Raw genomic sequence first — 24,311 nt, 5'->3', positions numbered from 1 at the left:
TCATATGACTAAAGCAATACAATCGTCAGTTCAAGTTGGAGAACTGGCGACAGGACACGCATTGACCGTTCCAATATATTCATTCATTGGTAGTGATAATTCTGCGCCGAGTGTCTATATTCAGGCCAATGTTCATGGTGCTGAAGTGCAAGGTAATGCGGTGATTTATCAACTGATGACCTTATTGGAAGGTTACCAGGTTTTAGGTGATATTACGCTTGCCCCCTTAGCCAATCCTTTAGGGATTAATCAAAAGAGTGGTGAGTTTACTCTAGGGCGTTTTGATCCCATTACAGGGGTTAATTGGAACCGCGAGTACTTTGATCATCAAGTCGATATTCAAACTTGGTATGCCGAGCACCAACGTTTAACCAATAGTGAGCTGTTTTGCGCCTATCATTCAATGTTGGTAGAAACTTGCCTGGCGCGCCTAACTCATTCTTTTGGGATTTCAACAGGTCATCGGTTAGCAGTAAATTTACAGGCTATGGCACATCAAGCAGACATAGTGCTTGATTTGCATACCGGCCCTAAGTCGTGCAAACACTTGTACTGCCCTGAGTATGATATTGATGCGGCGAGATTTTTCTCGATCCCGTATACCTTGGTTATCCCCAATAGTTTTGGTGGCGCGATGGATGAAGCTACCTTTTGCCCTTGGTGGCAGTTAACCGAGTATGCAGCCAGTCAAGGCCGTGAATTTTCGGTACCTGTGTCAGCATTTACCTTAGAGCTTGCAAGCCAAGAGCGGATTGATTTAGCTGACGCGTTAGAGGATGCCAAAGGCATACTGGCTTATTTAAGTCACCGTGGCGTGATTGCTGAAAAAGTTTATCCAGCCAGTATGGAAAGATTTGGGTGTTACTTGAAGGATTATAAGAAGTTTCATGCACCTAAAGCTGGCTTAATTGAATATTGTGCCAGTGTCGGTGAACCATTAACCGCAGGCAAACCTTTAGCGAACATTTTACGCATAGATTTGTATGGTACTGAACAGGCTTACCAAGCCATTAGTTTACCCATGGATTGTGTGCCTATTTTGCATTTTGCTTCTGCGTCGGTACTCCAAGGCACAGAGTTGTATAAGGTGATGACTAATGTGTTTCCATTACAGCCTAGTTGATTAACTGCTTTGGCTAAGTAAAACAAAAACGCCTGCAATTGCAGGCGTTTTTGTCGATGCGTAAATTGCAATTAACTGCCTAAAATCTGTAGCGGAATCGCTAACATTTCGTTACCAGAAGCAGCAAAATACCAAATAATGCCCACTAAACTTGCTACCGTGAGTAAATACCATACGGTAGAGAAAATTTGCCCGTAACGATCTAACGGCAATAAATGACTTTGATGGCGACCGCGCCATTCAAATACAATTTCTACACTGCCGATCAGTAACAAAAAGCCCAGCAAGGCGAGCCCTAAGCTATAGCTAATGAACACACCGATAGCGGCACCAGCAATACAAGCCACTAGACCGACAACACTATTCATTGAAAAGCTGATGCTTTTTAAAATATGACCGCCATCGAGAGGTAAAATGGGCAGTAAATTAAACAAATTTAGCAGCGCATTGAATGTTGCTAATCCGGCAAAGAATATGTTGCCTGTTAGCCAATAAAGTCCAAGTGAGATAATCGATAAAATGAGTCCAAAAGTGGGGCCCATAATCGAAATATACACATCTTGCCAGCGGGTGTTGATACGTTCATCACTTAGCGCTAAGCCGCCCACAAAAGGGATTAAATAGATCCCTTTGGTTTTCATGCCGAAATGTTTCATCGCTCGAATATGGCCATATTCATGAAACACTAAGCAGCCTATGAGGGCTAAGGCAAATTCAAATGAAAATAACCATGAATAGGCCGCAACACTGGCTCCCGCAAAAAGGACTTTAACCACCTTGGCACTTTTTAGTAGCTTAAAACCTAATGATGCCAGTCCAACAACACTGAGCTTTTGGTTTTTTACTGCTGCAATTTCAGGTGTTTGACGCTCAATATCTTCAACGGTTCGTTGACCTTGGGTTATGGATTCATCATCTATTAATAAACAATAATCCAGTTGAAACGGTTGCCAGTTAACATCGATTTCTAATCGTACCGGTAGTGAACCAATATTGGGTTTAACGGGTTCGTCGTGGTTGATATTTGTTTCAGTCGGTACCGACGTTTGAGTGGTCAGTTCAAATGAATGAATATGAAAGGCTTGGTCGCTAGCGCTTGCAGACTTTTGTGATACCAGTTGATTGTCCCAATAAAGTTGCTGCCAGCCCGCAATCGAGCCTTCTAGTCGCAGACGTTTACCTAGACATTCAATATTTAGTAATTCCATTAAGGATTCTCAGGGTTTATGGACAGTGAGCATAGAGGCATTTTGCCAGAGCTGTGTGTGTTGCTCAATGGGTTTTACCATTATATTCGTTAATCATTAGCTTAGATTTATGATTGAGTGATTAAGGTAAGTAACATGAGTCTGTTGTTGGTAAATTGAAGGTTAGTAATGCTAAAAAGGAGGTGTTATGTGCTGTTAATCTTCAGTCTGAATACGTTGTTAATACAGATGTTCTAATTCAGCCACGGTCGCAATACCTTGCTCTATGGTGGTAAAGACAATTTTTGCACTGCAGCAATGTCCTTGAAACTGACCATACTGGCGTACCAGTGGCAGTAACTGTAACACGCTCATATCCTGACTTAGCTTAACCAGTACAGGCAGTTCAGCCACGCTGGGATCCTGTGGCGGATTTTTCTGGATGCTATACACATGGCCGGCATTGTCGATGAGTTTATCTTCAGCGTGGACGGTAAATTGGTTGGCGCAAATAAAGCCCAACCAATCTTGATAGTTAACCAGATACATTAGCTCATCATCTTGATCAAACTGGAGTATGGCCGGCCAATGTATCTGTTGCATAGTTATCTGTTTGTCCACTTTTTATTGTCTTACCAACTGATTGTTATCGATTACTGTAATCGAATGATACTTCTTGATTGACGTTTTTTACAATACACGGCCCATGTTCACGTTGGCTGCGATTGAATGCCGCACCTATATGAATTTCGACGTTGGTGAAAATGTGTTTTTCAGCTTTGATGACGTAATTATTATAGTAGCCTTCAACTTCGTTAAGATGTTGAGTGTATTCTAGTTCTTCTTTCATACGTTCTTCTGCCATTTGATTTTTTTGCTCGAGCATCATTTTGACTTGCTCAATCATGCCGGCATCGCTTTGCCATTCCGTTTTGGGCGGTAATTTACGTAATCTTGCTTCTATTTCTAAGCCCGCAACAACCATGCCTTTAATACTGTCATCTAACTCTTTAAGTTCTTGCTTTAATTCACCATGATGCATGGCACAAAACAATTCCGTTTTAGTGCCGGCGGTAGCACCAAATGCAATGGCTCTAATGCCTTTTGCTGCAGTAGCAATGCCGCCGATTAAGTCACCTCGTCTTGCTTGGGCATCACTGACGGTAATAGTGTCACCTGAGGTTGAGTGACTGTGAAGTAACTGCTTGGTGACTAGAATATTGCCTAGGGCCTCTAAATGGGAATACTGCACAAACTGGGCACAAATTTGTCCGGTAGCTTTTATTTTAGTGCTGAGATCGTGCTCTTTAATTAAACGGCCAATAACACCTTTACTGACAATGACATCACCATGAGCTTCAATAGACGCGGACTCAACAAAGCCCATTACCGTTACGTCACCGCTAGCTTTTACTTCCATACCTTCGTGCACATCGCCAGTGATTAAAACACTGCCTTTAAAATTAACGTGGCCATAGCGAACGTCTACATCTTTAATTTGCAGCATATCGTCAACTTGCATACCGCTGCGATTTTCAACTGGCTGACCAGACACTGTGGCGATGAGTTTATGTTGATCTTTAGGGTGTAAGCTGGTGCCTGTGCCTGGTTCCATTGGTTTATCTTTACCAGGAATTTGTTGCAGTATATCGCCGTGAACATTAAAACCAGGGGTGCCGATGGTTGAAGGGTTTTTAACCATCAGTAAATCATTGGGCTTAACGGTAATTAGTGCGCCTAAATTACGCATGTCGACCGAGCCGTCTTCGCGTTCTTGTGGTTGTAATAAGCGCTCACGAGCTAAGGCGACTTTTCGGGTTAATATCGCATTGTCGCCGTTAACGGCTGCTTTACCGCAAGCTATGACGCCTTCACAGGTTTCTCCTGGTGGCAATATCGACAAACGCTGCATTAATGCCATGATTTTAGGTTTACTCAATCCCATTTTAATTTTTTGAGTTTTAAGGGTATTAAGTACATCTGGCAGGGTAATATCTTTGCCGCCCCAAGCTGAAGTGATTTTCATACTGGCTTGCATTTTATCGTCACTGACACTGATATTAACGATACCGTCTTTACGTTCGGCAATGGCAAAAAAGAGCTCGTGAGTTCCGGAGTTTTGACCGCATAGAGCATTAACTTCCGCTACCGCTTTAGCAATTGCAGGGGCAATAGGAAACAGCATAGCAAAAGCCGCCTGTGTGAGTAAGGCGTTAATATCCTCTGCTGACACTGGGCCGTGAGTATTGGGAATTATACGTAATTCCACTTTATTTTTATCAGCACTTAGTGCGACGATTGAGGGCTCTAACATAACATCCTTTGTTTTTATTTTTATATCAGGTCATAACAGGCAAATAGAATACCAACGAAATGAATTACAAAATGTGCGTTATTTTGCCTTTAAGCCAATTTAGCTGATATTAATCTGCATTTCCAGCAGTAAGCTTGCTTTGTCGCTTATAAGTGAAGCGGTTTCAGGTGCGGAGTATTATTGGTATGAGTGTTGATGGAAATACAATTTATACTTATTGTTTTCCGCTACCACATTCACTTTGCCAAAATGCGTCGCTATCGTCTCTGAATAAGGCAAATGGCGATTAGCGACAATCTGCCATACACCTTGTGATGTCAGCCTAATAGCACTTTGTTGGACAAATTGCGTGGCAATATCAGTCGTGCTGGTTAACCCATCATGAAATGGCGGGTTGGAGATAATACCATCGAACTTGCCTGAGATTTGATTAAACCCATCTGAAGGATAGACCTTTGCCTGCATACTATTGGCTGCTAGGGTTAATTCACATGAGAGTAACGCCATTGCATTGATATCAATGCACTCAATGGTTAACTCTGGATTGGCTTTTAGCAATGCAGCTGTAATGACCCCTGCACCACAACCAAAATCGAGTACTCTGCCGCGTAAGTTATCCGGTAAATGTGACAGCAGTAATTCGGTACCCTGATCGAGACGTTTCTCGCTGAAAACACCGACAGTATTACAAATTTGCAGTGTTCCCTGTGGGGTTTCTAGTGAATATTGGCTTACCCAATCGCTTATGGATAGCGTTGGTGCTGCTTGGGTTAAATAACTGACATACACTAGACAATGGCGGGCATTATCTTGCTTGATCGGGGTTGAGTAATAATCAGGTGTGAGTTTATCAATTGATTTAACTCCACCTTTATTTTCACCCACAATCATCAATTGGCCATCGATATTTAAATGTTGTGCAGCCAGTTGCAGTAAATAGCCCATTAAGGGTTTAGCTTTTGGAAAGTAAATAATGACGCTATCAAATTTTGCATCAGCTAATGACTCAGGCAGTTGATGGCCAAAATAGCATTGTAATTTTTCATTAGCGCAAGAGGATAATGTGAGGTGATGATTAAAGTCTAGCGCTAGGGCGGTGACATTATCGGCAAACTCAAGACATTGATGTGCAAAGGTATCAGCTTCATAATTGAGCACTAACACATTGTGTTGCTGAAAGTATTTGCTGTTTCTAATTAACGCTTGAGAAGGATTTGTTAACACGTCGGTTGCTCATAATGCTAGTGATAAGATAAACACGCTGATATTAACACAACCCCCACTTCGATAACGGGGATTGTGTTAGACATAGTCGTCAGTCAGTGATTAAGGTGTTTGCACCGATTGCGGTAGTAAGCTAAACATCTTAATCGCAATATCAATATTGTCTTGATGACCGCTAAATAATCTCGCACCTGGGCCTTCTGCAAAGACTTGAACATCCATCGCGGTATGACCGCCACTTGTCCAACCGGTATTCGATTCAATATCAATGAGTTTACGCAGTGCGATTGATAATGGCTCATTACCTTGCATGCGTGCGCTTTGTAATTGACTGTATTGCGCTTCATTTGGTGTAAAACCAAGTAGCGTCGCCGTTAAAGGTTGCCAGTTATCTTCGGCAATGGCACGGGTAGCAATAACATCAGGGCTGGCTTGAACCTTATGCAGTACTTCAGGGTGCCATTCGTATTTGTCATGTGCACCAACTGATAATCCACCGGTATTATGATCTGCTGTCACAACCATAAGGGTGTCTTTACTTTGGCGAACAAATTGTTCAACCACTTCGATAGCGGATGCAAATTCATCCATTTCACCCATCGCGGTAGCAATATCGTTACTGTGACCTGCCCAGTCAATTAAGCTGCCTTCTACCAATAACACAAAACCTTGTTCATTTTGTGATAGTAAATCTAATGCCTTTTGGGTCATATGGCTGAGTTTATGCGCTTGTTTATCATTAATCACCCAAGGCAATTGTACATCAGCAAACAGCCCCAATACTTTTGGCGTAGTCACTGATTCTAGCTCAGAGAATTCAGTGATGTGTTGGTAGCCTTTCGCGCTAAACTGCTTAAGTAATGTTGGGGTGAAATATTGCTGGCCACCACCAAGAATCACATCAGCATCAGAAGCTAAATAAGCTTCTGCAATGTCTATGTAATTACTACGGCTTTCGTTATGAGCCAAAAATGCTGCCGGTGTAGCATGGTTTACTTGGGAGGTAACCGCTACGCCAGTAGATAAGCCTAATGCTTTGGCTTTTTCCATTAAGGTTGTGAGTGGGCGTTTTTCGGTATCAACGGCAATAGCACCATTATAACTTTTAACTCCAGTTGATAATGCAGTGGCAGATGCGGCAGAGTCGGTGACATAGCCACTGATAGAAGCTGGGTAAGTGCTTGCCATACCAACGAGTAAGCGATCAAAAACCGTTTGTTCAATCTCTTCCGTTTCAGGATTATCTTTATAGTAACGATAAGCTGTGGTGTAAGCCGGTCCCATACCATCACCAATCATAATGATAATATTTTTGGGTCTTGATGGACCGACGGTTGGCACATTATTGCTTGCTGTATTAGCGACTACAGGTGACATAACGACTTCATCAGCCATTGCACCCGTTACGATCAAGCTAGATACCAATAATAATCTACCGATTATCCGTTGGTAGGTAGATAAAAAATGCATGATTAATCCTATTTTTGCTGACTAATACGGGCTTCGATGGCATCCATAAGCATGCCGGTAATATTAACGTCGAACGCTGCTTCAATTTCTTTAATGCAGGTTGGACTAGTCACATTGATTTCAGTTAACTTATCGCCAATAACGTCTAAACCGACAAAAATAAGGCCACGCTTTTTCAATTCTGGACCAATAGCACGAGCAATTTTCCAATCACTTTCCGATAATGGTTGGGCTACACCACTACCGCCAGCAGCTAAGTTGCCACGGGTTTCACCTTTCATCGGGATACGGGCTAATGCATAAGGTACCGGTTCACCGTCCACCACTAAAATACGCTTATCACCTTGAGTGATTTCTGGAATAAAGGCTTGCGCCATCGCGTATTGTTGACCATAACTGGTTAATGTTTCGATAATCACGCCAACGTTAGGGTCATCTTTTTTCACTCTAAAAATAGACGTACCGCCCATACCATCTAGCGGTTTTAAAATGATGTCTTGTTTTAGCTGGTGGAATGCTCTGATGCGTTTAGCATCGCGGGTAACAATAGTGTCTGGGGTAAATTCAGAAAACCATGCCGTAAACAGTTTTTCATTGGCATCACGTAAGCTTTGTGGCTTGTTAACAATCAATACGCCTTCTTCTTCCGCACGTTCGAGCATATAAGTCGCGTAGATGAATTCGGTATCAAATGGTGGATCTTTACGCATTAAGATCACATCAAGTTCGGCTAAGGGAGTATCAACTGACTCGCCTAAGGTAAACCATTGATCAGCATCTTGCTTAACCGACAATTCACGCATCGTGGCCATGGCTTTACCGTTGACCATTGCAAGGTCATGCATTTCCATATAAAACAATTGGTAGCCGCGTGCTTGTGCGTCCAATAACATCGCAAAGCTCGAATCTTTTTTGATGTTTATGTCGCTAATCGGGTCCATAACAATACCGAGCTTAATCATGTGTGTATCCTTTAATAATGTGCAGGGAAGATATCGGTTTACCCAATATCGCCAAATTTAACTTGTAATGCGGTAATGGCAGTTAATGACGCTGTTTCAGTTCTAAGTACCCTTGGCCCCAATAAAATGTCGGTAAAATGTTGGGTTTCGGTCATGGCAATTTCTTCGTCAGATAAACCGCCTTCTGGGCCAATTAATAATCTTACTTTGTGGTGTTGACCGGATAACTGCAAACCATTAATACCGTGTGAGGCTCTCGGGTGCAAATTCAGTTTTAAGGCTTCGGTGGATTCTTCACACCATTGTGCCAATGTCATTGCAGGACGAACAACCGGAACAATACTGCGGCCAGATTGTTCACAGGCACTGATAACAATTTTTTGCCATTGTTGCAGTTTTTTGTCTAAGCGCTCACCACTCAGTTTGACACCACAACGATCAGAAAATAACGGAGTAATGGTTGTTACACCCAACTCTACTGACTTCTGAACCGTAAACTCCATCCGGTCTCCGCGTGAAATCACCTGGCCTAAATGTAAGTCTAACGGCGATTCACTGTTGTTAGCCTCACAACTTAAGACCGTGACAGCAATCGATTTCTTACTGGTTTCAATAATTTCAGTTAAGTAATCATTGCCGTCACCGTTAAACAAGCTGATGCGATCACCCATTCCCATGCGCAATACTCGGCCAATGTGGGCGACACCATCCTCATCTAATTGAAGAGTTTGCCCTTGTTGTAAATTGTCTAGGGGCTGAAAAATGCGTGGGACTCTCATCAGTGTTGACCTTATTTAACCAATTGTTCAAGGGGAGCTTAATCGTCAATTAACGAACTAAGCCGTTATTTTGGCATTGTTTGAATACAAAATCATTATGATTACCTTGGTTAGCAGCGATTAAGGTATCACGCTTGCACTCAGTTGCCGTCACTGGCTGCATTTTGTCCCATGCATTAAACAGTTTTTGTTGGCTACTGCTAATTTGTAGACCATAGGTTTGTTGCATATAGAGGTAAGTGCGAGCGATAGGACCTCTTGCTCGTTTAGGCGGTTGTGCTTTGCGGCCTTTAAAGTCGACAATCATTTCACATTGTCCGTATTGATTCGCTTTTCCACCCCAATCACTAAACCTAAAGTTGCTGCGATCGCCATTGACCTCACCAACAGCAGGAACGAGATTATGTAAATCGGCTTCCATTTTTTTGAATTGCTTGTTGTTTTTACCACAATTTTTACGGCCGCCGTCTTGCCAACATTGCAGTTGATGACCAAATTCCCAAGCGGGAACCACATGCTCCCATTCGATACGGTTGGCTCTAATAATTTGTTTTCTAACCTGATAGCCACAGCTAGCATGATCTGCTTGCCATAATTTGCCTGCTATGGCGATGTCGCAGCCGCAATAAAAAGTACTGAGGGGGAGGTGTTGTTGGTAAATCTTTTTAGCCACTTTTTTCGCTTTACCAAAACTACTTGGATGTTCTGCAGCGATAAGTGTGGATGAAAAAATGCCGCACAGAAGCGACACCCAAAATAACCAAGAGTGTGTGGATGATAAGCGCAAAATTAAACCCTAAAATTAACAAAAACATCATTACAGCGCAGGCTTAGCCTGTCATTTTGGCTGATGTTAAGCCATCAGATGCGATGACGCAATTGATACCGTTTATTATTCCGAGCAAAGGTTATTTAGGGTTAAAAGGGGTTAATGTTTGTTGGCATCGGCGACAGCGATATTGAGTTTGGCCACGGACAATTCTGTTGTGACGTCTTATGGTTAAGTTGATACTGCCACAGCCACAAAAATATTCGAATTGTTGGCCACTGACAGACTGAGTATTGAGTTGGTGAGTGGTCTTGGGAGTAATATTAAATGTCGTCAGCATTACGCTCTGCCATTCTTTACCATGAGGTCTTACTTTACCAAAGAGATGGAAACAGACTAAATGGCTAATTTCATGTGGTACCACTTCGTTAATAAAAATATCCGGATTTTCAGCCAGTAACACCGGGTTAAAGCGTAATTTATTGGTTTGTAAATGTGCTGTGCCGGCGCTTTTTCCACGTAAGCTAAAATGCACACTAGGGCGTGGGAATTGACGTTTAAAATGTTGTTCGGCTAATAGGTAGTCCGTTTCGACTTTGGCCAAGATCTGCTGTTGTAAAGGATCACTAACGGAAGTGTTCAGCGATGGGTGGGTTAGAGAGCCCACTGATAACGAAGACTCCTTTTCGTGGATATCTTGCGTTAATACTTGGTGTGCGCGCTGAGTGAGATTAAAAATACTTTTAAACATGTTGAATTGCTTCACTTGCCTGAATGATTAATGAAAGGTTCAGGCAAGTAAAGTATCGGCCTGTTAAGTTAGTTGGTAGACATTACAGTGTGCTCGCCGCTGCAGCTATCATGGCGCGTATTTGCTCGACAATGTCTGACTCTACTTGCGAGTCGTAACCTTTAATACGTGGAGTATGAATGTGTCCTACCGGTAAATTCAAGTTAAATTGATCTCGAAGTAAAATACTGCGATAGGAAATTTCATTGGATAAATAGCCGCCACCAGAGCCTTCTACAGAAATTTCTTTTTGTAGTTCAGCCAGTGATGATGCCTTAAATTGTCCCCGAGATAAGGTGCTAATTTGATTATTGTCATTAACACTCCAATGCCCTTTCACTGCCGCCATTGCTTCAACGGGCAAAGAGAATTGGACAAACTCAGGGCCATTTAATTTGCCATCGGCAGAGGTTCCACCGTTAAATAATGGCGCTTTAGGATTGCGCTGACTGGCACCCGTTAATACATTTAAATTGTCTGGAGCTTCTGCGCTGCGATTACGTCCAGGAAAGCGTTCAATGTCGAAGTTTTCACGACCCATACTAATGGTAAACACCATGTCGACACTGTCTTCACGATAAAACGGCGTGAGTAACGATTCGATAATACCATTGTCGAAATCGCTAAACCTTACTGGAATCATTACGGTTTCGATCTGGGCTTTTTTACCATTAACCTCAAAACGATAACCATCGAGTGCTAATGCAGCTAAACCTGATGGATTGCTTTGGCCAATATTTCTATCAAGGAAAAAGGGGTCAAAACCGGTCACTAAAATATTAATTTGTGTATCGGGAGAAAACGAAATATCGCTAAAGCCGCGAGAGGACTTCTCAACTGCTTTGACTAAAATATCACGTTGCCAATCGACCATATTGAATCCAGCTTTTTCTTGCTTTAGGACGTTACGCATGCTTAAACGACTCCAGTACAAGGAGCGATCATCACTGTGTCCCGATTGTACATCTCGTACAGCTTGCTGCCATAACCTATGCCCTTGATGCGCTGCCATTTCGGTAACGGCTAACTCATCAGCTGATTGGGCTAACTTGACCTCTAAAGTATCACTGATCGCTTGATAACGATTAACCACATTAGGCATAGTTTGCCCCGCTTTTGATACACGCATCTCTTCAACATCTTTTGAGAGCGGCCCAGCATTAACTGCAGTAGATAAGGTTAATGCCAATGTACTTAACATTATAAAAGCACTGTGTTTAATCATGATGGTTCCTTTAGGACCCTAGATGTCTATCTTTGGGTTGCATTTAACGACTTTACTGCCCGTGAGGCGGCCTACGTTATAGTTATAACACAGTTGTTTAGAGGGTTTAATAGGACTTTAAGACTCGTGTCAGTAAATCGTTTTTAAATTATGGATTGAAGTTAACCTCTTTGGAGGTCGTTAAATGTTGCAGATATGGCGATTTAATTGCAGCTTTTTATATACTATTAGCGCTTCTATACCATACTAAGATCATAAGAAAGATGTAGCTGAGATAACAGATACACTAAAGTTAGTCATCGTTACGGTTAATCTGGGGTGATAAGTCGATAAAAAGATGATTAAAAATGTACCAAGTGTGGTTCTGACTATGTATTAATATTGAATCAAATAATGATACTAGCTATGAGTGACTACATTATTGATGTATTAAATTACCGAAGATATAAACGATTAGCCAATGATCAGGGTTTATATTTCAGTAATATTATCCGGTTATATCTATAGATAAGATGCACAGGCTAACCTTGTGTTAGCACTTTGGTGCTCACTGTATCGAAAGGATATCAACATGGAACCATTACTAATGGCAGGTTTTCAGTGTAATGAGCTAAATGAAGTACTTTCTCGATTAGACTTTCAGCTTCACTACATTGATAAGTATGATCAAAATAAAATTCCCATCAATTGTGCCCTGTGTTTAATCGATCTTCGAAAAGAAAATATCATAAATGAAATCAATTATCTGGTCAGAGAGTTAGACCCTAGGGTCCATATCATTGTACTCATCAATAAATCACAACTCGACATTGCAGCGATCACAACTTTTATTGCGCAATATGCTTGGGATTTTTGTACTAGCCCTATTGATCCTGAAAGATTAGCGAAATGCTTGGGTCATGGCATTGGTTTATCTAAATTAAAGCAACAGCATCATGTTCCACAGCCTGAATTAGCTGGCAAAGAAACCGATCCATCGGTGTATCCATCGGACGTCATGCAACAGTTATTTCGTCAAGTTGAGCGAGTTGCACCGACAGATATTCCGGTGCTCATTCGAGGTGAATCTGGCACTGGTAAAGAATTAGTGGCGACCAAACTACATCAATTATCTTCTAGGAAAGATGGACCTTTTATTACGGTTAACTGTGGTGCTATGGCTGCTGGCTTAATTCAATCGGACTTATTTGGTCATGAAAAAGGTGCCTTTACGGGAGCAACAAGTAACAGGAAAGGCAAAATTGCATTGGCTGACGGTGGTACATTATTTTTAGATGAAATTGGTGATTTACCCGCTGAGTTGCAAGTCAATTTATTGCGTTTTTTACAGGAGGGGTTGTACGACTCAGTGGGCGGCGGCATACCGCAATCGGCTGACGTGCGTATTTTAGCGGCGACTCATGTTGATTTGGAAAGCGCCATTGATCAAGGCCGTTTTAGGTTAGACCTTTATTACCGTTTGAATGGCATAACTATTATTACCCCAAGGTTAAAAGAAAGGCGTGATGATATTATCGGCTTAGCCAATCGATTTATTCGGGTGTATTCGAATGAATATGGACTTGTGACAAAGCCATTATCGCAATCAGCTTGCCATGCACTATTAAACTACCCATGGCCAGGAAATGTCCGCGAGTTAATTAATCGTGTTCGCCGAGCGGTGGTATTGTGCGACACGCCGCAGATAAGTGCACAAAACCTAGAGTTAGCTAATATCGATAAAAAACGCCACATTGCGCTATCGCTTAAAACCTTAAAAGACAATGCTGAAAAACAAGCCTTACAACAGGCTATTCTGATTGCAGACGGTCAAGTTGAGCTTGCTGCAAGTTATTTAGATATTTCAAGGGCAACCTTTTATCGACTCATGGACAAACATCGTTTACCGCTGATGTAATTGGTTTAATTGAGACACTATTTAGTTGCTTATTCAGTCTTAATATTAAGATTGTACCTAAAAATAGAATTAAGCTTTATATCAATAACCTAGCTATTTTTATTCTTAACTTTAAGAATTCCTCTTGATCTAAAAAACGCTATCTATATGAAATTTAATAACTTTCATATTTGGCATAAGGGTTGCTATATCCTTTTATCAAATATGGAAGGAACATCTTATGGAAATCATTAGCCAGGTACATTGCAAATTGTTGCAATTATCATTGAAGCGAGCAATACAGCTCAGTGCGCTATTGCTGGTTGCTCATTCATACGCTGATGATTCAACGGTGATTGGTTCACATGTGATGCAAGGCGCAGGTCGGGCAAGTATCAACCAAGCTGCTGGCGATTTTAATATTCAGTCTAACAGCCATGCATTAGGCCAACGCACATCTATCCAAACGATTAATTACAACCAATTACCGCAACCAACATCATTATCAGAATTTAATAAGCAACTTACTGCAGTAATAGACAGCCAAGCCTTTGCTCAATTTCAAGGCTTAGCCAGTATTAATCAAGTCAGCGGTGAGCAAAACATACAAGCTAACATAGGCAGCATTGCCATGGACTCGACCCTAGAAACCATCATAGGGCAAGGGTTGAATGATGAAGCCTTAACTCAAGTGTCGAGCCAATTGGCACCGTCATCTTATCAATTATCACACTATCAGGCCGACATCGCTCCAGACAGTTTTTTGGATGCGCAGGGCGTGATGCAGATTAATCAAATTTCTGGTGACAATAATGTTGCCATTAACCAGTTCTCGTTGCAGTTACCAAGCGGGAATTAATAATCATCGATCGGAGGAATGGAAGATGAAAAAACTCACTCTAGTGCTAAGTATTGCAGCAATAATGAGTAGTTCTGCATATGCAAATGGAATGACAGATTCAGACAGTAGTGTTGAATTAGATAAAAAAATAGATGTATCTAAAGAGCTTAAATATAAAGGTAAAGTGACCATTGAAGGCACTATCACGGCTAATGGTTTAGGCATGGCTGTAGTTGAAAATGTACAGGAAACTAGCGCAAATTTAGTTGAAAATTATTATCACGATAATGACGCTAAAATATCTGGTAATGCGTTTGAAAACTCAAGCGGTAATATTGGTGTTAACCAAGCGGCAGGTGATTTTAATGCGCAAAGTAACTCCGCTGCATTAGCTTCTATTGATGCCGGTTTTGCTTTTGGCTCTGGTGATGCTGAAATCTTCAGTACTCAAATGGGTGGTTTTAATGGTGTGTGGAACGAAGCCTCAACTAATACATCAACCATCAATGGTGCGTCGTTCATGAATGCCTCAGGTAATATTGGTGTCAATGTTGCTGCAGGTAACAACAATATTCAGGCTAATAATATGGCCGCGTCTTCATACAATGGTCGTTTAGGTGAAGCCAGTGTGTCTAATGTGCAAAGTACTGGGCATAACGGCACGATGAATATAGGGGTTGTTCAGGATAGCGTGGAATATGTCGATGTGGATCTTGTTCTTGATGCCGGAGGAACCTATGAAGGTACGTCCGCTTTAAATGATGCCTATTATCCAGAAATTATTTTAGAAGGTGACGGAGAACATAATTCAGGAACAGGAACTGTAGTGGGTCATGTTGATTTTGATACAGAAAATCCATCTGGTGCTGAAGTGATGACCTTTGATGAAGAAGGTGATTTAGCGCTTAATGGTACCGTGAGTGGTCAATTACCTTTCTTTGTTCAAACTGTGCTTCAGAAGTCTAATAACTCTTCATTATTAGCTGGAACAGCCTTCCAGAATGCATCGGGTAACATTGGGGTTAACTTGGCCAGTGGTACGGGTAATCTTCAGTCAAATAACCTTGCTTTAACAAGCATTACGGGTCCTGCAGAGATCATTTCTGGCGAGTAAAGACCTCATGATACGTTATGAATAAGGCAGGGGGGTAACCCCCTGATTCATCTTATGCGCGACATAACTAATTTAATGATTGCACTGCTGATCATGTCTAGCTTTAGTCTCACTTATTACAGTTACGCAGCGGATGTCCCATTAACGGGTGTCGTGCCGGGTATGGGAACCTATTCTAAATCTATTCAGAGTATACGTGAGCGAAAATTTGAGCATGTTATAGAGCAAAAAACCGACTTTTCATGCGGTGCCGCTAGTCTAGCTAGCTTGTTGAAATATGCCTATGACCGTCAAGATATAAATGAGCAGGAAGTGTTAATTGGCATGTTAGAGCATGCCGATCTGACATTGGTACAAGAGCAAGGATTTTCACTGCTTAATATGAAACGGTATCTGCAATCTCAAGGATTAAGGGGGCGGGGATATAAAGTCGGTGAAGCTGAAATGTTGTTGCTCAAGATACCTGCCATTGTATTACTTAATGATGGTGGCTATAGCCACTTTGTGGTTTTTCGTCGTCATGATCGCGGAGAAGTCTATTTAGGCGATCCCGCATTAGGTAATAGGATCATGACAATGGATGAGTTTACTCAAAAGTGGAATGGGGTTGTATTTGTGGTTATTGGGCAAGAGTATCGACGTGATAATCCATTACTACATCCAAGAGCAAAACTAACGTTTAAGGCACTCGATCCGCTCTCACCTATGACGGATGCTGAGTTACTTGAGTTTGGTTTTTCTTATTCAGATATGCTTTAAGGAGGAAGTTATGAAACTAAGCATGATGCTATTACTGACGATTGCAGCACCTGTGATGGCCAGCTCGCCTTCATTGACGGTATTCCAACATAGCCAAGTGCTGACAGACTTTGAATTGGAATCAATGAAAGGTAAATACACTAATAATGGCCAAGATTATTACTTTGGCTTGCAGATGCAAACGCAGTTTATTCAAGATAATGGTGTCCAGCAACAAGTTGGAATGCAAATTGAGTTTTCTCAAGTCGACAATCAGCCCTCAGTGAATATTACTATCAGCGATCCCAATGCCATTAGTAGTAACAATGGGTTTCAGTTAGATGCTTTGGGTCAAACAGCAGGATTACAACAACGAATTCAAATCGCTGGGAGTAAAAACTTAGCCGTCAATGAATTAGATATGGCTCAAGGGCGATTAACCCCGCTACTGCAAGGGATTAATGTTGCCGTCGGCACAACGCTTGTGAGTAATAATGGCAACACCACGTTTTCGGCTAACGGTAATACAGTTGGCTATCAGGTCGAACTGGCCTCAGGCAGAGCCAGTCAAGGTATTAGTTATCAAAATGGCAATGGTCAGTTAGTTCAAAGCATTTTTATTGATGGACTCAGTCATGGAGTGATAAACCAGTCTACACTAAGGTATGACGGTATGCCTGTTGGACCAATTGAGTCAAATATACTTGGTAGGCAAATCAGCGATTTAACCGCACTAGGATTTTAATTCATTTTGTACAAGCCAAGGATGTATTTATGAATAAGAAATGGACCTCAGCTGTCGCAGTGATCCTGCCTGGAATATTGGCAGTACCTGCGTATGCTGCAGATACTGATCCTCAACCAGCCTTAGAAACAACCTTATCTGAACAAGATATCGCAGTACTTAAACAGAAACTGATTCAGTTGAATCAACAAATTAAATTACAGCAACAGACCATTAATCAGATGGCTCAACAGGTGCTCAAGCAAGAGGCATTAAACAGACAAGCCAGCACGAAAGATCTCGCCTCAACGACTAAGCAACCATCAACTCCATCATCTGCAACATCGTCAGCCGAGCGACAAGATGTTCAATCAAGCCAGCAAGGCGCAATCACCAGCAACACAACAGAACGAAAAAAAGCGCCAGACAGAGCAAGAAGTACTGATGATGTATTACAAGAAGCACATAATGTCTTCTCTCGGAAATTTACCGTAGAACCCTCATTTACCTATAGTTACTACAGCCGTAAAGATCTCATTCTTAGAGGCTTTTTAGCACTTGATGCTATTTTTTTGGGTAACTTAAACCTAGATCGTATTCGCACTAATACAACACGATTGGATCTCACTACCCGCTATACATTAAATGAAAACTGGCAGTTTGAGCTCGGTTTGCCGTATCTATATCGTTGGACTCAGTATGACTCTGTGGGGGAAGGCAACTCTAGTCAACGATATGAAACGGCTAAAATTAGTGGTGGTCAAATAGGGGATGTCAGTGGTGCAGTTTATTACCGCATTAATACTGAATCTGTAGATTGGCCCGATTGGGTATGGAACTTCAGAGTTCGCGCGCCAACGGGAAAAGATCCTTTTGGGATTTTGCTTGAAACATCTGATACCGGCAATTTAACCTATCCTACAGAAATGGCAACGGGTTCAGGTGTTTGGGGGGTATCGACAGGGTTTAGCTTAGCAAAAACGTTTGATCCTGCGATTGTGTTTTTTAATTTAAATTACGGTGCTAGTTTTAAAGAAAGCTTTGATGACTTATCTGGCGCACCAGGGTTAAGCCCCGGTGAAATTGATTTAGGCAATTATCTGGATTACAGCGTGGGATTGGCCTTTGCGGTTTCCGAACGAATGAGTTTGAGTATGAGCTTTAATCAGCGATTTTACAGTAAGACCAAACAAAGACCAGAAGGTGGAGAGTGGGAGAAAATCCCTCGTACTGACACCAACACTGCAAGCTTAGGCATTGGTGCTACGTTAGCCTTATCGCCCAATCTGTCTATGGTGACATCAATGGGTGCTGGACTGACAGAAGATTCACCAGACTACCAAATTAGTTTGCGATTCCCTTATCGATTTTAGCGCTGTTCAGAAAGCTTCGCGTTATATGTTTCTCAATCGAGATAACCTCAAACGGCTTATTTAGGCCATTTGAGGTTATTATTTGAGCTAATGATTCTGGGATTGATGCGAGACCATATGCATAACAAAGACCCGATGGTGACCCGTTTGCCGGTGTATAGTTTAACTCATCATCGAATTCAGTGATTCTTGGCTGGTATATCGTTTGGTGAAAAAGTCTAAAAAAGCACTTATATTACTGGCTAGTTGACGGCGACTTGAATACACCCCATACACTTTAAACAGTTCCATTGGCCATTCTTGTAAAATGGGCACCAAGCTTCCGGTTGCAAGTTCTTGCTTGCAACTAGTATTAGAAAGCATGGCAATACCATAATCATCCAACGCTAAACGTTTCACCATACTGGCGCTATTAACTCGCACTTTACGTTTAAAGGTCGCCATTATTTTACGGTTACCTTTACCTAATGCCCAAATGGGTGCCGACAGTGTAGTGCCGAGTAAAATGCCGTTATGCTGAGTTAATTCTTGTGGTGTTGCAGGGCTGCTGAATTTTTTAATGTAACCAGGGCTTGCAACCAAAATAGGCTGGCGTTCAAATAATAACCTGGCGACAAGATCTGATGACTGTAGTGGACCATACTTAATTGCGATATCGTAACCTTCACCCACAAGCCCGACATCGTTATCGGTAAATTGAATATCGAGTTCTATATTGGGATAAAGGCGCATAAAACTAGAACATAAATGGCCGATAACATCTTGTGAAAATGATACCGGAATGGCGATACGTAACGCACCAGAAATATCATTATGGGTGTTTTCTATGGTGGCTTTGGCCGCTTCAATTTCATGACTAATAGAATCACAATGTTGAAAAAATAATGCGCCTACTTGAGTCAGACTTAAATTTCGGGTGTCTCGTTGCAGTAATCGTACCCCGAGTTGTTCTTCTAATTGAGCAACTTTACGACTAATTGTTGATTTAGGTTGTCCGATCTCTCGTGCTGCTTGAGAGAATCCTTTTGCTCTAACAACGGCTGCAAACAGCATCATACCGTTCAAATCGGGCATTCAAACCTCACTGTCTCAATTATGGAACAAAGCGTCCAAGCTAGTTTATATGGTAATTTACCCATTAACAAAGTTATATTTACGGGCTAAAAAAATTTTTCAGAGGCTATATAAGCAGAGGATCTAAGGATGACCAGCAAAAAGCAGCCCGCTAACAAGACTCAAGCACTATCGGCTGACCCACTTTTCTTACAAGCTGAACACTTGGCTAAAGACTTTTCATTATTTCCTGCTCATAACAAGCAGAGTTTATCTGAAGAAGTGAAAGGATTATTAACAGAAGATTCCATTCAATCAAACTTGAAGAGTTTGGCATCTTTAGACGTTGACGGTTATGTCAATAAAGTTATTCAACCGACTTTGGATAAAAACCGCCCAGGCGCGAAGCGTATGATCGCTGACTTAAAAGGCAAGATTATTGCCGAAAGTCATATCGGACCGTTTTACCGTGCTGAAGTGGAACTTAACTTTGGTACTCGTACTCGCCGTATCGGTTTTATTGCGCAAGAGCGCACGACCGCAAACGGTGCATGGATGCCAGAACACCATCTTGCAGCATGTAAGGCGATCCGTCACTTCGCAGAATTGTCGATGCCAATAGTATATTTAATTGATACTCCTGGTGCAGATGCTGGCGAAATTGCCAATAGCCAAAATCAAGCGCATACCATTTCTAAAGCGATTGCTGAAAGTGCTAATGTTGATGTACCGACTGTCGGTATTGTGATTGGTGCAGGCTATTCAGGTGGTGCAATTCCATTAGCTGCAGCGAACATTTTACTATCTGTACGAGATGGTATTTTTAACACCATTCAACCACAAGGTTTGCAGAGCATTGCGCGTAAGTACAACTTGTCATGGCAGGAATGTGCTAAATCGGTAGGCGTGTCACCAGAAGAGTTATATACCGCTGGGTGTATTGACGGCATTATCGATTTTACTCCATCAGATAAAGATGAGCGTCAGCATAATTTCCGTCGTGCGATTATCAGTTCTATTGAAGCCGTTGAACGTGCTGCAATGAACTTTGTGCGCGAATCTACCGATTTAAAAGAGCATTATGATCGCAGTTTACAGCGTTATTTAGCGCCGTCGGCTAATCTGCTCACACTTGAAAATAATACCCGCTTATCGGTCGCCAATAACCCAACGATGTACCACAATATTTTTGGTAGTGCATATCGTTATTTGCGTTATTTGACCTTGCGTAGCCGTATTCATTCAATCTCACAAGAACAGTATGGTCGCTTATCAAAAGTGAGCGTGCCAGAAGGTGATTTGTTAGCGCGCATTAAGCAAGAACAGGAACGCGTGTTCCAGGCGTGGTTAACCAACCCAGATAAGCTTGTTTACGATGAAGAACTGAATAAACTTTGGGGTACATTCAGCGCTAAACGTAAAGACATTTCTGCCGAACGTAACGTGATTACACGTTTTATTTTGGGTGAACCAAAAGAGAACTATAAAAAAGCACGTAAAGCATTGTTATTTAACATTGGTTGGTCGTTATATCATCGCTGGAAAAGTAACGCCGCTAACAATTTCAATGGCTTAATTAAGCATTTAGAGTCACTGCCTAAATCTACAACGCAAGCTCCATGGCCTGAACTTAGTCAGCTTACTGTGTTGGATATTGTGGTTAACGACGAATTACGAGCAGACTTTATTTGGCAGTGTCATAACGTGCTTATCTTCAATGCGCTATATGACAATGTCGTAGGCAGCTTGGCGTCAATTTCGAAAGAAGCCATGATGTCAAAAAGTTTATCTCGTGAATCAGTGGATAAATTACTCCACAAATCGATTGATAACGCATTATCGACAAGCGACAAAGCTAACGACAAGAGCAAGTTCTATAAGTGGCTTAAATACTTTATGGATCAATCGAATCGCGCTGAATTGCTTACTCGTGTAGAGCAATGGAAGAGTGTCGGTTTCCCGCAATTAAACGATTCGCTGTTTGTAATCTTAACTTATTTCTTCGAGCGTCTATTACCAGAGTACTTTGATAGTGAAGATGAACACGATAAATACACTGGGACAATTAACCCTGTACGTATTGGTCGTCGTAAGGATTTTTGGAACCGTTTAACCATGGGTTACCAAGACTTACTGATCCAAAAAATTCTTCGCGAAGAGAAAAAACAAGGCAAGATGGGCTGGGAAAATATTATCAAACAGTTCTTTACTAAGTTTGATGAAATTGATGCCGACAAAATGTCAGCTAACATGCTTAACTTCCCTGGTTTCCGTTTATCGATTGAAGATGCTATTGATAAAAAGATCCGCCCTTGTGGTTTAATTACCGGTCTGGCTGACTTTAATAATAATGGCAGTAAGTTACGTGTTGGTGTTGCCATTTCAAATACGGCATTCCAAGCGGGTGCATTTGATATGGCCAGTGCTGAAAAATTCAGTTCGCTATTAATTGAATGTGCTAAGCGTAAATTACCGGTCATTTGTTTTATCAGCTCTGGTGGTATGCAAACTAAAGAAGGTGCAGCGGCATTGTTTTCAATGGCGGTCGTGAACGACCGTATTACGCGCTTTATTCGTGATAACGAATTACCTGTATTGATGTTTGGTTTTGGTGACTGTACTGGTGGTGCTCAAGCCAGTTTTGTAACCCATCCTTTAGTGCAGACTTACTATCTTTCTGGTACCAACATGCCGTTTGCTGGTCAAATGGTAGTGCCTGCGTACTTACCATCTACAGCAACATTGTCGAACTATTTATCTAAAGTGCCAGGGGCAATGACGGGGTTAGTTCATAATCCATTTAGCGACACCTTAGACACTCAGTTGTCGGGTATTGATCCACTAATGCCATTACCGACAATTAAGATTGAAGAAGTGATCAGCAAAGCGTTGTCGACTTTAGTGCCTGAAGTGATTGAGCTAGAAGACGTTATTGTACAAGACGATCCTCGTGCATTGATGAAGCCTATCCATAAAGTACTAGTGCATGCTCGTGGTTGTACGGCAGTTAAACTGATTCGTAAAGCACACGACAACAACATTAATGTGGTGTTGGTGGCCTCAGACCCAGACATGACATCTGTTCCAGCAGATATGCTGAAAGATACTGATAAGCTTGTGTGTATTGGTGGTAATACTTCAGATGAAAGTTACCTCAATGCTTACTCAGTATTGAAAGTCGCTGAGTATGAAAACGTTGATGCGTTGCACCCAGGTATTGGTTTCTTGTCAGAAAGCCCACAGTTTGCGGCATTATGTGTTAACAATGGGGTCAACTTTGTTGGTCCTAGCGTGCATTCAATGACCACTATGGGTAACAAATCTAATGCTATCCATACTTCTCAAAAGCAAAATGTGCCGGTTGTTCCTGGTAGTCATGGTATTTTGACAAACGCAGAACAAGCCGTGAACGTAGCGTCTGAAATTGGTTATCCTGTGCTGTTAAAAGCGGTCCAAGGTGGTGGTGGTAAAGGTATTCAGGTTGTTAAACGCCCTGAGGACATGATTGGTTTCTTCCAGAAAACTGCGACAGAAGCCGCCGCTGCGTTTGGTAATGGCGATTTGTATTTAGAAAAATACGTTACATCATTGCGTCATATTGAAGTGCAGTTACTGCGTGATAAATTTGGTAATACCAAAGTATTGGGTATTCGCGACTGTTCAGTGCAACGTAATAACCAGAAAGTGATTGAAGAGTCTGGTTCGACTATGTTGCCTGAAGAGCTCAAGCAGCGCGTGATGGAATACACTCGTGCGTTAGGTGAAGCGACCGATTACATGGGCGCAGGTACCGTTGAGTTTATTTATAACTTAGATGCTAACGAAGTGTACTTCATGGAGATGAACACACGTCTTCAAGTAGAGCATCCGGTGACTGAAGCGACATCGGGTATTGATATTGTTAGCGCGCAGTTTGATATTGCTGCGGGTCGTTCAATTGAAAATCTACAGCCAGTAGACCAAGGTTACGCCATGGAAGTGCGTGTGACTGCGGAAAAAGCGGCGCTTGATAGCCACGGTATTCTTCAGCTTATTCCTAATCCTGGTAAAATCACTGAATGTGTATTGCCTCAGCGTGACGATGTAGAAATTATTTCGATTGCAGCAGCGGGTAAGGAAGTGTCGCCATACTATGACAGCTTGATCGCACAGATCATTATACGAGGTACTGACCGTGCCGACGTTGTGTCTAAAATGTATGCCTACTTAGATAGCGTAGTGATTAAAGGTATTGCGACTAACATTCCATTGTTGAAGCTTATCCTTAAAGATCCAACCTTCAACGAAGGGGTGTATGACACAAACTACTTGCCACGCTTAATGGCTGAGTTAGACATTCCAGCACTGATTGCTGAAATGGAAGCGGCAGCAGAAGCGATTGAGGTTGATACTGAATCATTACGTGTTGGCGAAAGCAACGAGTTGAAAGTACTGGCTCAGGGCGCAGGTATTTTCTATACCTCTCCAGCACCAGGTGAAGCAGACTTTGTTAAAGAAGGTGACATTGTCACGGTTGAACAAACATTGGCATTGATGGAAGCAATGAAGATGTTCTCTCAACTAACGTTAGCGGGCTTTAATCGTCAAACAGGTGTGTTATATCCTGAAGACCAAAAGTATCGTATTGAACGTATTCTTAATAGCAATGGACAGCAAGTTTCACAAGGCGACTTACTGTTTGTGATTTTGCCAATCGAAGCGTAATACCTACGATTGATTGTTGAATAAAATACCCGCTATTTAGCGGGT

The 24,311-nt window shown here is 41.8% G+C and carries 19 protein-coding genes; 8 read left to right on the top strand and 11 right to left on the bottom strand.

What is annotated here, in order from left to right:
- Positions 1–4: 4 nt before the first annotated feature.
- Positions 5–1,123 (top strand): succinylglutamate desuccinylase/aspartoacylase family protein, encoded by a 1,119-nt coding sequence (locus AAEY98_RS09295; RefSeq protein WP_351016484.1) that lies wholly within the window; start codon positions 5–7, stop codon positions 1,121–1,123.
- Between the two features lie 71 nt (positions 1,124–1,194).
- Here AAEY98_RS09295 and AAEY98_RS09290 read toward each other — a convergent pair whose 3' ends face one another.
- The 10 genes from AAEY98_RS09290 to AAEY98_RS09245 all read right to left on the bottom strand — a co-directional run bounded on the left by AAEY98_RS09290 (position 1,195) and on the right by AAEY98_RS09245 (position 11,843).
- Positions 1,195–2,331: a site-2 protease family protein gene (locus tag AAEY98_RS09290; protein WP_101086201.1), complete on the bottom strand. Its 1,137-nt coding sequence runs from the start codon at positions 2,329–2,331 to the stop codon at positions 1,195–1,197.
- 219 nt (positions 2,332–2,550) lie between these two features.
- Complete coding sequence (locus AAEY98_RS09285) at positions 2,551–2,913, bottom strand: DUF4144 domain-containing protein (RefSeq protein ID WP_351016482.1); 363 nt, start codon at positions 2,911–2,913, stop codon at positions 2,551–2,553.
- A gap of 43 nt (positions 2,914–2,956) precedes the next feature.
- The gene (locus AAEY98_RS09280) at positions 2,957–4,624 is read right to left on the bottom strand and encodes a flagellar assembly protein A (RefSeq protein ID WP_351016479.1); all 1,668 of its coding nucleotides are present in this window, start codon (positions 4,622–4,624) and stop codon (positions 2,957–2,959) included.
- A 177-nt stretch (positions 4,625–4,801) separates the two neighbouring features.
- The gene (locus AAEY98_RS09275) at positions 4,802–5,848 is read right to left on the bottom strand and encodes a methyltransferase (RefSeq protein ID WP_162022254.1); all 1,047 of its coding nucleotides are present in this window, start codon (positions 5,846–5,848) and stop codon (positions 4,802–4,804) included.
- A 102-nt stretch (positions 5,849–5,950) separates the two neighbouring features.
- Positions 5,951–7,225, bottom strand: coding sequence for an alkaline phosphatase (locus AAEY98_RS09270; protein ID WP_351016554.1), 1,275 nt, complete (start codon positions 7,223–7,225; stop codon positions 5,951–5,953).
- Between the two features lie 101 nt (positions 7,226–7,326).
- Positions 7,327–8,280 carry a glutathione synthase gene (gene gshB / locus AAEY98_RS09265; RefSeq protein ID WP_101086196.1) on the bottom strand — a complete coding sequence of 318 codons (954 nt, stop codon included), beginning with the start codon at positions 8,278–8,280 and terminating at the stop codon, positions 7,327–7,329.
- Positions 8,281–8,318: 38 nt separating this feature from the next.
- Positions 8,319–9,059 carry a 16S rRNA (uracil(1498)-N(3))-methyltransferase gene (gene rsmE, locus AAEY98_RS09260; RefSeq protein ID WP_101086195.1) on the bottom strand — a complete coding sequence of 247 codons (741 nt, stop codon included), beginning with the start codon at positions 9,057–9,059 and terminating at the stop codon, positions 8,319–8,321.
- Between the two features lie 49 nt (positions 9,060–9,108).
- Positions 9,109–9,810 (bottom strand): endonuclease, encoded by a 702-nt coding sequence (locus AAEY98_RS09255; protein ID WP_335690895.1) that lies wholly within the window; start codon positions 9,808–9,810, stop codon positions 9,109–9,111.
- Positions 9,811–9,967: 157 nt separating this feature from the next.
- Positions 9,968–10,579, bottom strand: coding sequence for a SprT family zinc-dependent metalloprotease (locus AAEY98_RS09250; RefSeq protein WP_351016477.1), 612 nt, complete (start codon positions 10,577–10,579; stop codon positions 9,968–9,970).
- 82 nt (positions 10,580–10,661) lie between these two features.
- The gene (locus AAEY98_RS09245; RefSeq protein WP_351016475.1) at positions 10,662–11,843 is read right to left on the bottom strand and encodes a PA0049 C-terminal domain-containing protein; all 1,182 of its coding nucleotides are present in this window, start codon (positions 11,841–11,843) and stop codon (positions 10,662–10,664) included.
- A 571-nt stretch (positions 11,844–12,414) separates the two neighbouring features.
- Between AAEY98_RS09245 and AAEY98_RS09240 the strand changes: the two genes are divergently transcribed.
- The 6 genes from AAEY98_RS09240 (at position 12,415) to AAEY98_RS09215 (ending at position 18,509) form a co-directional block, all read left to right on the top strand.
- Positions 12,415–13,740 carry a sigma-54 dependent transcriptional regulator gene (locus AAEY98_RS09240; protein WP_335690596.1) on the top strand — a complete coding sequence of 442 codons (1,326 nt, stop codon included), beginning with the start codon at positions 12,415–12,417 and terminating at the stop codon, positions 13,738–13,740.
- Between the two features lie 220 nt (positions 13,741–13,960).
- Positions 13,961–14,578: a FapB/FapC family functional amyloid domain-containing protein gene (locus AAEY98_RS09235; protein ID WP_101086190.1), complete on the top strand. Its 618-nt coding sequence runs from the start codon at positions 13,961–13,963 to the stop codon at positions 14,576–14,578.
- Positions 14,579–14,603: 25 nt separating this feature from the next.
- Complete coding sequence (locus AAEY98_RS09230) at positions 14,604–15,674, top strand: FapB/FapC family functional amyloid domain-containing protein (protein WP_101086189.1); 1,071 nt, start codon at positions 14,604–14,606, stop codon at positions 15,672–15,674.
- 54 nt (positions 15,675–15,728) lie between these two features.
- On the top strand, positions 15,729–16,433 hold the full coding sequence (locus tag AAEY98_RS09225) for a C39 family peptidase (RefSeq protein ID WP_351016472.1): 705 nt from the start codon (positions 15,729–15,731) through the stop codon (positions 16,431–16,433).
- A gap of 10 nt (positions 16,434–16,443) precedes the next feature.
- Positions 16,444–17,157 carry a hypothetical protein gene (locus AAEY98_RS09220; protein WP_101086188.1) on the top strand — a complete coding sequence of 238 codons (714 nt, stop codon included), beginning with the start codon at positions 16,444–16,446 and terminating at the stop codon, positions 17,155–17,157.
- A 29-nt stretch (positions 17,158–17,186) separates the two neighbouring features.
- On the top strand, positions 17,187–18,509 hold the full coding sequence (locus AAEY98_RS09215; protein ID WP_351016469.1) for a transporter: 1,323 nt from the start codon (positions 17,187–17,189) through the stop codon (positions 18,507–18,509).
- A gap of 162 nt (positions 18,510–18,671) precedes the next feature.
- Here the strand turns inward: AAEY98_RS09215 and AAEY98_RS09210 are convergent, their stop codons facing one another.
- Positions 18,672–19,583 carry a LysR substrate-binding domain-containing protein gene (locus tag AAEY98_RS09210; RefSeq protein WP_351016466.1) on the bottom strand — a complete coding sequence of 304 codons (912 nt, stop codon included), beginning with the start codon at positions 19,581–19,583 and terminating at the stop codon, positions 18,672–18,674.
- 129 nt (positions 19,584–19,712) lie between these two features.
- On the opposite strand from AAEY98_RS09210, the gene AAEY98_RS09205 reads away from it, so the two are divergent.
- The gene (locus AAEY98_RS09205) at positions 19,713–24,266 is read left to right on the top strand and encodes an ATP-binding protein (RefSeq protein ID WP_162022261.1); all 4,554 of its coding nucleotides are present in this window, start codon (positions 19,713–19,715) and stop codon (positions 24,264–24,266) included.
- Positions 24,267–24,311: the final 45 nt, after the last annotated feature.

Source organism: Shewanella sp. AC91-MNA-CIBAN-0169 (assembly GCF_040310165.1).
Lineage (GTDB): Bacteria > Pseudomonadota > Gammaproteobacteria > Enterobacterales > Shewanellaceae > Shewanella.
The sequence above is the reverse complement of the archived record's forward strand: the minus strand, read 5'-3'. Positions and strand labels throughout refer to the sequence as shown.